15 protein-coding genes and 1 pseudogene are annotated in these 12,018 nt (G+C 61.0%); 12 read left to right on the top strand and 4 right to left on the bottom strand.

Translation table 11 applies throughout. The annotated features are described in order from the left end of the window. Window positions 1-12: 12 nt before the first annotated feature. Both AWB80_RS20705 and AWB80_RS20700 read right to left on the bottom strand, forming a co-directional pair. On the bottom strand, window positions 13-243 hold the full coding sequence (locus AWB80_RS20705; RefSeq protein WP_061176521.1) for a hypothetical protein: 231 nt from the start codon (window positions 241-243) through the stop codon (window positions 13-15). 66 nt (window positions 244-309) lie between these two features. Continuing rightward, complete coding sequence (locus AWB80_RS20700) at window positions 310-579, bottom strand: hypothetical protein (RefSeq protein WP_061176520.1); 270 nt, start codon at window positions 577-579, stop codon at window positions 310-312. A gap of 692 nt (window positions 580-1,271) precedes the next feature. Between AWB80_RS20700 and AWB80_RS20695 the strand changes: the two genes are divergently transcribed. The 10 genes from AWB80_RS20695 to AWB80_RS20650 all read left to right on the top strand — a co-directional run bounded on the left by AWB80_RS20695 (window position 1,272) and on the right by AWB80_RS20650 (window position 9,281). Further along, the gene (locus AWB80_RS20695; protein ID WP_061176519.1) at window positions 1,272-1,517 is read left to right on the top strand and encodes a hypothetical protein; all 246 of its coding nucleotides are present in this window, start codon (window positions 1,272-1,274) and stop codon (window positions 1,515-1,517) included. A gap of 101 nt (window positions 1,518-1,618) precedes the next feature. Continuing rightward, a complete protein-coding gene (locus AWB80_RS20690) occupies window positions 1,619-2,104 on the top strand; it encodes an outer membrane lipoprotein (protein ID WP_425266871.1) in 486 nt (161 codons plus the stop codon). Window positions 2,105-2,137: 33 nt separating this feature from the next. After that, entirely contained in the window at window positions 2,138-2,422 is a 285-nt protein-coding gene (locus AWB80_RS20685) for a hypothetical protein (protein ID WP_061176518.1), read from the top strand. A 27-nt stretch (window positions 2,423-2,449) separates the two neighbouring features. Continuing rightward, window positions 2,450-2,929 (top strand): hypothetical protein, encoded by a 480-nt coding sequence (locus AWB80_RS20680; RefSeq protein WP_341866824.1) that lies wholly within the window; start codon window positions 2,450-2,452, stop codon window positions 2,927-2,929. Further along, entirely contained in the window at window positions 2,926-3,390 is a 465-nt protein-coding gene (locus AWB80_RS20675) for a hypothetical protein (RefSeq protein WP_061176517.1), read from the top strand. Before AWB80_RS20680 ends, AWB80_RS20675 begins: the two co-directional genes overlap by 4 nt. Before the next feature lie 232 nt (window positions 3,391-3,622). Then, complete coding sequence (locus AWB80_RS20670) at window positions 3,623-4,069, top strand: hypothetical protein (RefSeq protein ID WP_160147463.1); 447 nt, start codon at window positions 3,623-3,625, stop codon at window positions 4,067-4,069. A gap of 104 nt (window positions 4,070-4,173) precedes the next feature. Continuing rightward, window positions 4,174-5,691, top strand: coding sequence for a hypothetical protein (locus tag AWB80_RS20665; protein WP_061176515.1), 1,518 nt, complete (start codon window positions 4,174-4,176; stop codon window positions 5,689-5,691). A gap of 249 nt (window positions 5,692-5,940) precedes the next feature. Continuing rightward, window positions 5,941-6,966, top strand: coding sequence for a P-loop NTPase family protein (locus AWB80_RS20660; protein WP_061176514.1), 1,026 nt, complete (start codon window positions 5,941-5,943; stop codon window positions 6,964-6,966). 116 nt (window positions 6,967-7,082) lie between these two features. Then, on the top strand, window positions 7,083-7,997 hold the full coding sequence (locus AWB80_RS20655; protein ID WP_061176513.1) for a hypothetical protein: 915 nt from the start codon (window positions 7,083-7,085) through the stop codon (window positions 7,995-7,997). 9 nt (window positions 7,998-8,006) lie between these two features. Next, on the top strand, window positions 8,007-9,281 hold the full coding sequence (locus tag AWB80_RS20650) for a vWA domain-containing protein (RefSeq protein ID WP_061176512.1): 1,275 nt from the start codon (window positions 8,007-8,009) through the stop codon (window positions 9,279-9,281). Window positions 9,282-9,356: 75 nt separating this feature from the next. On the opposite strand, the gene AWB80_RS45455 is transcribed toward AWB80_RS20650, so the two are convergent. Then, the gene (locus tag AWB80_RS45455) at window positions 9,357-9,635 is read right to left on the bottom strand and encodes a hypothetical protein (RefSeq protein WP_341866823.1); all 279 of its coding nucleotides are present in this window, start codon (window positions 9,633-9,635) and stop codon (window positions 9,357-9,359) included. A 214-nt stretch (window positions 9,636-9,849) separates the two neighbouring features. Further along, window positions 9,850-10,316, bottom strand: a pseudogene (locus tag AWB80_RS20640) (zinc-finger-containing protein). 280 nt (window positions 10,317-10,596) lie between these two features. Between AWB80_RS20640 and AWB80_RS20635 the strand changes: the two are divergent. Then, window positions 10,597-11,646 (top strand): TadA family conjugal transfer-associated ATPase, encoded by a 1,050-nt coding sequence (locus AWB80_RS20635; RefSeq protein WP_061176511.1) that lies wholly within the window; start codon window positions 10,597-10,599, stop codon window positions 11,644-11,646. Between the two features lie 12 nt (window positions 11,647-11,658). Next, the gene (locus AWB80_RS20630; RefSeq protein ID WP_061176510.1) at window positions 11,659-12,012 is read left to right on the top strand and encodes a hypothetical protein; all 354 of its coding nucleotides are present in this window, start codon (window positions 11,659-11,661) and stop codon (window positions 12,010-12,012) included. Window positions 12,013-12,018: the final 6 nt, after the last annotated feature.

The raw sequence follows: 12,018 nt of genomic DNA, 5'->3' as shown, positions 1-12,018 counted from the left end.
CAGACGCCACACTCAATCGAAGCTCGCTTGTGCTGGTAGGTCCGCGGCGGGCGCGGGCGAACGCTGCGCCAGCAATTCGTCGTACCGGCGCATCGCATCGGTGGCGCTCGTGTAGCCGATCTCGATACCGACTGCGGGGGCGACGCGGCGGCGCACGCTTGCGAGCAATTCTGCTTCGTCGGGCGTCCGGCGTTTGGCGTCGGGCGCACGGTCGGCCATCCAGACGACGATGGTCTGAAGCATGGCGCAGGCGATTTATTGATACTGATCGACTTCGCATCGGCGCGGAAAAGTCAAAGTCGTCCAAGCCTACGCCGCAAAGGCAGCACATTCCTCGAATTGGCGAAGCTTAGACTTCATAGTTTCAAGGTGTCGCATCAGCGCGGCCAGACGCCTTTGCTGGGTGACGACAAGCGCATATTCGTCTTCAATCCGGTTGATCCGCGCGACCCAATAGTCGGCCGGCAGGCGCGTGAATGCGTCGACGCGTTGACGGAATCCGTTGAACATTGTTTCGAGATGCGCGAGTTCGCGGTCGGCGAGCCCCGTTGCTCGCTTCGGCTGCTTGGTCTTATTCAATGCTTTCCCCGTGGGCCGCGCCGTGCAATGTCAAATAGTTGGTTTTGTGGCGGGCCGACGATAGACGCAATGTTTATACCATTAAGGTTAGAGGGAACAGTCGAGATCGATCAGGTCCAATGTAACGAGAGAAAACGTTTGCGAGCGAGACGCTGCCGAAACGAAAGTCTGCGTATGTGCGCTACTTCGCAATTCTGTAGGGATCGGAGTACTGCGAGAGGCGCCGCCGCAGGCGAAGGATTTGCAAGGCCTGCAAAAGAGGCAGTCGTGCCGCGATGTCGGCGTGTCTTGGTTTGTGGGTGTGTCTCATTGTCATTTTTTTTGCCCGTCAAGCTTCATCCCTTAGCGATAGGCCGAGCGGACGCGGGGCTCGTACAATCGCAACCGCACTCGTTCTGGTTACTAGGCGGAGACTTGCCTGATCTGCTGGCTCAGGTTTCGAAGGCGATGACAGAAAGAGGTGGTGAAAAGGCGAGCTTTCGATGACCTCTTTCGTATGTCGCCCAGTAGACTGGCCGTATTCTCCGCGCTTCCAGCGCATCGACCTACCCCTCCAGCGTGCTGGAGGACGAGCTCCTCTCCAGCCGCCTACGACGGCAATCTTCTGGCGACCCTCGTTGATCGCCTTTTTTCGTCCCGTTGGGAGCTTATCCCTCCGGGAGACAGCTCCCATTATTTTTTAGGAGCTGTCTATGTCTCTCAATTTCGCACCTGTCGTCAAGGTTTCCAGCAAGAACGGTTTCATGGCGAATCATCGTGTGGTCGGTCAGGACGTCGAGGCCAGCCCGCCGCAGTTGTACACCGGACGCATTCATTCGGTGTGGAGCGACGGCACGGCAATGGTGTATTGGGACTACTCGCTCAACCCCAGCGCCGAACGGCATCTGGTGCAAAGCGGTCGTGTCAGACTGCATCACCTCTGCCATGCCGCCTCGTAGGCCTTTGTAAATGACGCGTCCAGTCGCCTTGCACTGGACGCCGTTTTTTCGTTTCTCCTTCCGATTCTTCTCCATCAGGGCGACCACCCTGACGGGTTCGGTTGCCCGGTTTCGTTGAGGCAACCATCTTCAAGCTCATCTCCAGTTTCATCCTCGTCTGCATGCTCTCCGGGTGCGCCACGGCGGACTTCGGTTCGCCCAATACGTACCAGCACTACGACGTTCAACGCATCGGCCAATTCGAGCAGGCAACCATCCTGCGCGTGCGTCCGATCACCATCGAGAGCAATTCCGGCTCGTCGGGCATTGCATCGTTCGTGAGTGCAGCAGCGGGTGCCTTCCTGGGCTCGCAAGTGATCGGCGACGGTAGCGGCCGCTATGTCGCCGGCGCGCTTTCCGGCTCCGTCTCCGGGTTGGTGGCTCAGCGCGTAAGCGCCGCTATGTCTCGCCACAGCGGTGTCGAGGTTTTCCTTCGTCGCGCCAACGGTCAGACCGTGGTCGTTACACAGGTCGACGATCAGCAGTTCGCTGCTGGTCAGCAGGTGTTTTTCGTCTCGAATGGGTCCGGCTACCGGATCACCCACTAACTGGCGGCGACGCCTCGACTGGATGAACCATCGATGAACCACTATCAATTGATCACCCACGGGCAGACCAGCGGCTGGGACGCTTCGACCAACGATGTCAACGGCAAGAACTTCTACGGAATGCTTTCCGTGGAAGTCGCTGCGCAAGCGGGCGACGTTGACGAGTTCACGGCGATCGTGTCTCACCCGGAGTTCAACCCGTTGGGCGCGCGGCCGCATATGTTCGCGGAGGTTGGGCGGATCAGCGACGGTTACGGCGACGCGAGCTTCAAACGCTTGGAGCCTGCGCTCGACGCTTACAAGGCGCGATTCCTCTAATCGGGCATCGCAGTACGCATCTTCTGAATGCGCGGTGAAAACCGCGCCAACCCTTGCGGGGCAGGCTCCCCGCAAAGGGACCTGCCTCGTCTGCAATATGAGGCAATCATGAAATTTCCCCGAGCGTTCTATGCGGACCGCAGCAGTGCCAATGCCGGCGCGAAAGCGGCTCTGCAACGTCACGCGACCCGCGTTCTGCGGCGTGTCGCCCAGGACTTGCGCCTTCCGGCGCACGCGCACGAAGTCGTCACCGATTCTCGTCGCGGCAGTTCTTCGGTTCGGGTCTCGTTGCGCACCGAGACGTTGTTTGTCGACGTCGTCGAGCGTCAAGGTGGTTCCGGTGTCGCGCTGAGCTTCAGAACCCGGCGCGGCCGCTCCGACCTGACGGGTGGTGGCGAGAACCACGTCGCTCTCGCACAACTCGAAACGCCTACGGGCTATCGAGCGATGCTGGACGGCTTGCGTCTGGCCGGCGGAATCGACCTGAAGTGCGGAGGTCGTCGATGAAACTGGCGAAGGTGAAGATTGAGTACAGCTCCGGAACCACTATCGTGGACCGAGTGACGCTCGATCCCGCGACAGGCCAGGTTCACTTGGCTCCGCGATTGCTCGGACTGTTGAGCAAGATGGACGAGTCTGAGTGTTCTGCGGCGTTCAGCCTGGAGTACAGAGGGCACGTCTTGCCGGTCACGCCCGTCGTCAACGGCGGATATGTGGTTGCTCTTCCTACGGACCCGCCCCCGGGAATCCGCCAGATCCTGCATGCGGTCGCGACGCCGTCGAAGGATCAACGCCAGCAGAACGGGCGATACCTCCATACGCTATCGGCTGCGTCTATCGGTGGCACTGTGGGCTACGTCCACTCCGCGTCGTCCTGGGACCTGTCGACAGTCGTGGGCGCAACGATTCTCGCGTCGCTTGGAGTAGTATTGTGGTACGCGGGTTTTCACGCAATGAAAGGAGAGTGAAATGGGTGCATCGATTTTTACGTTAGTGCTTGGCGTGTCCATTGCAGCTTTTTTCATGTGGACGTCCAACAACGGCCGGAAAGCCGATCGCGAGCGCGATTGGGGCAAATGATTCGACGCAGCGCAAGCTGAGTCCAAATACAAAACCGTACCTTTCGAGGTGCGGTTTTTTTTTACCGTTTTCCTTTTCTGGCGCGCCTTCGGGCGCGCTTTTCATTTTCAGGAGCTGGTTATGTCATTAGCAAACACGGATGTGCTGCCGGGCAGTGTTACCGCCGCTGGTACGGTCGATATCAAGCCAGTCGCCCGGCTGGACACCGACGGCAAGACGGTCGATCAGGTTTTTCAGGCTCTGTGCAGCTTTCTGCGTGGCAAGGAACTCGAACCGGAATGGCTCTGTCCCGCGAACATGCAGGACGATGCCAACGAGGCGATGTACGGAGCACGCCACAACCGACCGTGGCCTTACCACTCGTCAAATGCCCGGATTTCCGTGTCGGTGTGCATCGGCAACTCGGAAGGCTGGATCATCCATGTGGACTTCGTCAGCCGGCCGCAACTTAGCGACTCGCTCGACCGGACCTACGCGATCATGCCGTTGCTTCGCGCGAAGGTGTTTTCGACTGACCACGCGTGGTCGCTCGCTCGTCTGATCGCCCGTTTACTCGACGCGGCGTAATAGCTTCTCAACTCTATCCAGCGCCCATCCGGCGCACCTAACCCTTGCCGGGCATCGACCCGACAGGGAACGATTGCCCGTCAATTTTTTCGAGGCAATCCACCATGTATCAGCTTTCCTTCTCGGGCTTCGCCCACTCCTTCCGTACGATGCTTGACGTGCTCCGCTTCCTGCGAGACGAGACGAGCGTCGCAACGGTCGACGCGGCAGAGATCGCGCTCACGTTCTTCAGCCATCCAGTGGCCGTCACTCGCTATAACGGCAAGCTGACCGTTCGTCGGCCCGGGACGGCGACGAGCCTCTTCCTGTCGCTGATCGACGAAATCGACGCGGCCTACTTCAGACCGTCATTCACCGCGCTCGAGCCGTGGCAAATTCGGCGCGAGCACTGGCAACTGCTCTATCTGGATTTTGATCTGGCGCGCGAGCCGCTGTATTTGTTCTACTCGGATCAGATGGCGCAAGCCAACGAAGAGGCGGCCAAGAGTGGCCGTCGCGGGCTTGACCTGTTCGAGCTGCTGCAAGACGAGTCGCAACGCCGGTTCGGCTTCCGCTACGCGGGCCCGATGTTGAACAACCGGCAGAGCAATGGTCGGCACGAGGTTCATGTCGCCTACGCGCTCGCTGCGGGCAAGCCTGTTCCGCAGGCGGTGATTGATGACTATGCTTCGTTGTCGAAGTTCGACTCCGACTTGCAATGGGCTAAGCCGCTTCTCGCGGTGCCTGAGTTGCGTGGGGCGCTGCCGCTCGCGAAGCTCGTGCCGCTGGCAACGGTGATGCGCCATTCGAAGGAGGCGATCACCGGCGACAATGCCGCGCTGCTCGCGATGCTGATGGGTCTCGTGCCGAACTCGCCAACGACGGTCGAAGTTGACGACTTGCTGTACGCGAAGGGCATTCTGGAAGCGCATCCCTTGCCTGAGGCGTACCTGAAGCCCGTCGACGTCGGCTCGCCGATCTGTCAGTTCGCGGAAGTACTCCGGCGGACGCTCGCCGATGGCGCGCGCGACAGACGGGTAGCGGAACTCGAGAAGGCACGGGAGTCGTGCAGTATCAGCGCGCGCCGCTTCCAACTCGACACGCAACTGGCCATTCTCGATCACGGCAGGCATACACACACCTTCGCCAACGAGTTCGCGAAGGCAGTGCAAACGGCCGACATGTCCTATCTTCTCAGCATTCTGGATCGGCCAGACGACGCAAACCGGGCGACCAAGCAAGCGGTGCGGGAGGTGTTCGGCATCAAGCTCATCGGCGTTCGCGCCGCGGCTCGGCGCCGGGGCATCTTCCAACTCGCAGGTATGGACGCCGCGCAGCAAGCAGAGTGGGAGGCGCTGTCGGTCTCGCAACGTGAGGCAAGGCGCGTCGCCCGCGAGGTCGCACGTGCTCGCGAGGCAGCCGAAATGTCACGCATCCGCATGCAAGACGGGGCTGTCGTGACCGGTGCGGACTGGGTGGACCGGACGATCGCCGAAGGCTTCTCCGAGATCGTGAGCGTGCGGCAGGGGACCAGCGTGCATTACGCGCTTGCTGACCCAGTCCGGCATCTGCAGGTATCGCTTCGCGCAAACGACGGTACGCTCGCCTATGCGCGCGTGTCGCTTGAACATCGCGCAAGCTGATTCAATTTCGACAAACCCGGCTTCGCCGGGTTTTTTTTCGTCGATCTTGCCAGCGCCGAAGCTTAAGGCGCCATGAAATAGTGACCTTTCCATGGATCGGCACATTGCCGAAACCCTACACTGCATCTATCACCCGCGTCACTGACGCATCGACCCAGCCGGCTACGAGCCGGCTTTTTCATATCTCGCCCCTAAGGGACCACGTCCCTATGGGCGTAGTCTTTATGGGGCTTCTCTTTGGAAGCCATCATGAAAGTCACGCCCGCTCAACTCACGGAACTCCTCTCGCTGTACGTGCCGAAGCGTCTGCCGGTGCTCATCACTGGCCGCCCCGGCATCGGCAAGAGCGACATCGTCGAACAGACCGCGCATGCGACTGATCACGAACTGCTCATCAGCCACCCGGTCGTCGAGGATCCGACCGACTCGAAAGGGTTGCCGTTTCCCTCGCCCGATGGCACGACTGCCAAGTTTCTGCCGTTCGGCGACCTCGAACGCGCGATGACGGCTAGACGCCCGCTGATCTGGTTTCTGGACGACCTTGGTCAGGCCTTGCCCGCCGTGCAAGCCGCGAAGATGCAACTGCTGCTCGCGCGGCGCGTCGGCGAGCACGTCCTGCCACCGCAGGTCACGTTCCTCGCGGCCACCAACCGCCGCACCGACAACGCCGGTGTCTCCGGGATCCTCGATCCGGTGATCTCGCGTTTCGCCACGGTGGTCGAGCTCGAACCGACCATCGACGACTGGACGCAGTGGGCCGTGCGCGAAAACATCCCGCCCGCGCTCATCGCGTTCCTGCGCTTCCGTCCGGACTTGCTGTCCGTGCAGAAGACGTCACGCGACATCGAGAATGCGCCGAGCCCGCGTAGCTGGGGGTTCGTCGCGAAAACCTTGGATGTAGTCCCCAGGCATCTGGAGCACATCTCCTACGCCGGTTCGGTGGGAGAGGGTGCCGCGACGGAACTGGTCGCGTTCCTCCAGATCTTCCGCGAGCTGCCGAATCCGGACGCGATTCTTCTCGCGCCCGACACGGCCATGATCCCGGCAACGCCTTCGGCGTTGTACGCGATCGCGGCAGCGCTTGCGGCACGCGCGAACGAAAACAACTTCGATCGCGTCGCGCGTTACACCGAGCGTCTGATCGGTGAAGGGCACCGCGAGTTCGCGGCGCTGCTGGTGCGAGACGCTGTCCAGCGCTCGCCGCAGATCCAGAACTCGTATGCCTTCATTGGCGCGCAAGGCGGAGAGATCGGCAAGATCATCCGCGGCGATTAAGCGCTTCGACGTTTCTCAGTTTTTCCCTGCAACACCTGTCGGCCCTGTCGCGTCCTCGGACGCACTGGGCCTTTTTCTTTGCTTCATCCATTCCATTTCTCTACGAGGTTTTTCTCATGGACATCACTTCAATCCAATCGAAGGTCATGCTTTGCTCGGTCACGATTTCCACCTGGGTCGCCCGCCGTTTCGACGGCAAGGTGACGCAGGAAGTCGAGAGCAAGCACCACGCGAAGGGCATTGGCAGATTCAACAAACGCCTGTTGCCCGAGCATGCGCCGAGCTTCGCGGAAGTCGTGACGCTGGCCGGCCGCATCCGCTCGTACTTCTACGACCACACGCTGAAATACGACCAGCTGGGCGTGCGGCTGCTGCCGACAATGGTCTACATGGATTTCGCCGAGAAGATGCGCTCCTTGAAAGACGAGTTCGACTTGGCGGTCTCCGTGTTCCTGACCGACTATCTGAACCTGAAGGAGGCGGCTCGCGAAGAACTAAATGGACTTTTCAACGAGGCAGACTATCCGGCCCGCGCTGAGTTGACCACGAAGTTCGGCGTGAAGATGGCCGTTCTGCCGTTTCCCGACGCTAGCCAGTTTGGCGTCGAGTTGCCGGCGAACGTCCTGACCACGCTCAAGAGCGAGCTGGACCAGCACGTTTTGGCCTCGATCGCGACCGCGAACGAGGATCTGGTGCGGCGTCTGTACGAAGCCGTGTCGCAGATGGCCAACCGGCTGTACGCGACGGGCAACGTCCGACTCGACGTGGCCAATAACGTCCGGGAACTCTGCGCGTTGCTGCCCAAGCTCAACTTCGCGAACGACCCGCAACTCACGCATATCCTCGAGCAAGCCAAGACGCATCTGGCCGTGCATACGGGAGCGGAGCTGAAGGACTCGCGCGTGCTTCGTTCTCAGGTGGCCAGCAAGGCGCAGGAGATCGAAGGGCTGATGGCCGCGTTCATGGGCATGCAGCCCGAGCCGATGGAAGTCGAGTCGGCGCACGCGAGCCAACTGCGCCTCGTCGCGTAAGGGGGCGTCATGGACCGCAACGATGTGGTGTTGGGCAGTAGCGCGGTCCATCCGCGCATTGCACGGCAGCGGACCGAGCTTGTCCTTTCGCAGCCGTTCTTCGGGGCGCTCGCGCTCCGATTGAACGTCCGTGAGGATCCATCGACCAAAACGTTTTGGGTCGACGGCGAGACGTTGGGCTTTAACCCGACGTATATGGAAACGCTCAGCGACCTCGAAGTTCGGGGTGTCGTCGCCCACGAAGTGCTGCACGTGGCCAACGGCCATTGCTGGCGTCAGGGCGCACGCGATCCCGACCGATGGAACGATGCCTGTGACTACGCGATCAACCCGATCGTGCTGTCGTCAGGCATAGTGCTGCCGAAGGGGGCGCTCGTCGATCCGCGCTATACGGGCAAGTCGGCCGAGGAAATCTACGGTTTGCTGACGCAGGAGGCGAAGCAGAAGCAGCAACAGCAGGAGAAGCAGTCGCCACAGCACCAGCAGACGCAGAGCCAGCAGCCGCAGTCGGGTCCGCAGGATCAGCAGCAGGCTTCGAAGCCCGGTGGCCAGAACGGGACCGCGCCGGAGCAGTCACCTGGCGATCAGCCTTCGCATCCCGGCTCATTCGGTGAAGTGAGGCCCTGCAAGGGGCCGGATAAACCGGTAAAGGAAGCGGAGTGGAAGGTTGCCGTCACGCAAGCCGCGAAAGCGGCCGCGATGCGCGGCAACCTTCCCGGCGATCTGCAGGCGATGGCGGGCGAGGCAGTGCGGCCTGTTGTGGACTGGCGCGCGGTGCTGCATCGCTTTGCGCAGCAATCGTCGCCGTCGGACTACAGCTTCGCCGCGCCGAATCGCCGGTATTTGCATCTCGGGTTCTACCTGCCGGCGCTGCATACACCGGCGATCGGCGACGCGGTTTTCGTGCGGGACTCGAGCGGATCGGTGTTCGACGAGACGCAGGCGCAATTCGATGCGGAGATCCTCGCGGTCTTCCATTCGTTGAAGCCCGCACGGCTCATCGTGATGGATTGCGATACCCGTGTGACGCAGGTGCAGATTTTCGAGCGAGGCGACTCGCCGGAGATCAAACCTGTGCGCGGCGGGGGCGGGACGGCGTTCGTCGACCCGTTCAACCGGGTCGCGGAAGACGGCATGAACCCCGCCTTTCTGGTCTATCTGACAGATATGGTGGGGCGCTTCCCAACGGTCGCGCCGCATTATCCAGTGCTGTGGGCGTCAACCACGCCTCTCACTCGGGCTCGCAAAGCGCCGTTTGGCGAAACGATGGAAGTGGTCTCCTAGTCCCCTGCTCGGCCGGGCATCCCCTGAAGAACGAAAGCCCGGCATTGCCGGGCTTTTTTCGACTGCGCTCAAGGCTCAGGCGCGGCGCTTCTGCAGTGGCTGGTATGCCTCGCCGCCCTTGAACCGCTCCAGACGGTCGCTCGCCGTGGTCAGCGCACCAAGCGTTGCGCTATGGAGTTGCCGGTCGTACATGCTGACGATCGCCGCCAGCAGTGCAAAGGCTGACTCGGACGACACCTGCCACGTTCCCGTCTTCCGGCCACCGTCGAACACCTCGGCCATGGCCCGGTCGGCCGCCAGCAGCGATTCGTGCGAAAACTTGCCATGGCCTGCCTCGGAAAGGAACGTGGCCAACAACACGACCTCGGTGACGTACTACGCAGGACTGATCTGGTCGCAGGCGCTGCGGATGGCTTCCAATGACACGTGCGCCCGAAGCGCGAGGTCATCGGCGACTGCACGGGGGATCGGGAGCAATTGCGCCTTGGTCAGGCGCGCACGGGCGGCTTGAGAGGAGCGCTGGAACGGAAGGGTGCGAGACATAAAAACGTTTGATTAACTGCCTAGGTTAACGATCTTCCCACGCCGGTTCTGAAGGTCTGACGGTGCGGGTGCGCGGGAACCTCTCGACTACGGCGATCGCGCGCTCGCATTGATCTGCGTCGAGTGTATGGATTGAGCACTTCTCCGCTTCCGCACCCGCCTCGCTGGCGAGCCATTACATCGGTTTGGCGCGCGCCTCGTACACGTTGCAGCCGTCGCGCCGGACCTTCGCGGCAACCATGGCTCAGGCGCTGCGTGTAGCTTGGCCTTAAATTCGCGCAGGCGCGCGTCGGTGAGACGGCCGAGCGGTACATGGCGCGCGCTGCGCGGAAATACGCCCGCCCACGCCTGGCAGTTCGCACAAAGCCACAACGGGCCGTGATCGTCACGATAGGGGTAGGGGTCGTCACCGGCGTGCACGAGCGTCGCGGGAGCGCCGCAGCAGTCACAGTTGGGGTGGGGAAGAGGTTTGACTGATCTTTCGACGCGCATCGCCGATTCTCGTAGGCGTGAGAGTTCAATATAGCAAACTCATAACTCGCATCCGCGCTGCGAAACGAGCGAAAGAGATATGTTTCCATGCCTGTTTCTCAGGATCGAGAATTATCATGATAATTCCTATCTCGCCGCTGCTCCGATGCCATCAGGCGCGCTGAAAGCGAGCAGTCCGGCCACCATGGAAAGCCGCTCGATTTAAGGTCGCTTTCCAAGGCCGCGAGCGCATCGCAACACCAACAATACTCGAAATGTTAGATCGCCCTCGAAGCATCGCATGTCCGAGTCTGCAGATAATCCCCTCCTGAAGCTGCGCCCGCTTGAAGCGGAAGCCGTGCGCATGTTTTTCCATGCGCTCTCGCCGCTGCGCGCGTTGCTCGATGCGCCCGAACTCGCGGAAATCATGATCAATGATTACCGCAACGTTTGGGTGGAGCGTCGGGGCGTGATGACGCGCGAGAACATCGACTTGCGTCCGCAACAGCTCGAAGGTGCAATTCATTCGCTCGCGTCATCCGTCGAAAAGTCAGCAAAGGCAGGAAGCGACAAAGGCATCATCAACGCGGGTCACCAAAACTTGCGTATCGCGGCGGTCATGAGCCCAACGTCGATCGACGGCCACGCCCTGAGTATCCGGAAGCACCGCGAGTCCAAGCTCACGCTGTCGGACTACGTGAACATGGGGGCGTTCTCAGCAGCGAATGCCCGACCGGAATACGCAGAAGCGATCCACTTCGAGGAAGGCATCGAGGACGAAGCGCTCATGCGTGCGCTCGTCGCGCTCGTTCAGTCGCGCAAGAACGTGCTTGTCGCCGGCGGCACATCCGCGGGTAAGACGACGTTCCTCAATGCGTTGATCGAACAGATCCCCTCGGACCAGCGGGTGATCTCCATCGAGGACACGATGGAATTGAAGCTGCACGTGCCGAACCGCGTGCGGTTGCTGTCGAACGCCGACACCAACGTCACGACGCAACTGCTCGTCGCGCTGTGTCTGCGCTTTCGCCCCGACCGCATTATCGTTGGTGAAGTGCGCGGCGGCGAAGCCTACGACCTGCTGCAGGCGCTCAACACCGGCCACGACGGCGGTCTAGCATCCATCCACTCGAACAACGGCCGCACGGCGCTGAGCCGCCTTGAATCGCTTGCCATGCTCGGCATCCCAACCGGATCGCGGTGGGAGCTCGAAGACATGCGCAAAAACATCGCTGACTGCTTCAACTACATCGTGCACTTCAAGCGCACCGGCGAGATGCGGCACGTCTCCGAAATCCTCGAAATCCGGGGATTCAAAAATAACGATTACGACCTACAACGCGTTTTTTAACGGGAGCATCAAATGAAGGGCAAGAAGATACTCAACAGAGCTGAGAGGGTAGCGGAGCGTCTGCGACCGGGCAAGTCCATGCTGGTCGGCGCGCTCTTGAGCGCCGTGTCGGTGGCCGCAATGGCCGCGGGCGATTTCTCGAACCTGACGGGCCTGACCGACATCATCTGCACGATCAGCAACCTGATCAGCGGCCCGTATCTTTACGGCATTGGCATTATTTTAATTGTTCTGGGCGGCGTGGCTATCGCCGCATCCGAAAGCACGATCGCAAAAATCTTTTCTGGCGTTCTGATGGGCCTGGGATTCGCATCCGTTGCAATTCCGATCATGCGGGATCACTTTCACATGGCCGTCGCCTGTTGAGATGCG

The sequence above is a fragment of the Caballeronia pedi genome, from assembly GCF_001544915.2.
GTDB classification, from domain to species: Bacteria; Pseudomonadota; Gammaproteobacteria; order Burkholderiales; family Burkholderiaceae; genus Caballeronia; species Caballeronia pedi.
The sequence above is the reverse complement of the archived record's forward strand: the minus strand, read 5'-3'. Positions and strand labels throughout refer to the sequence as shown.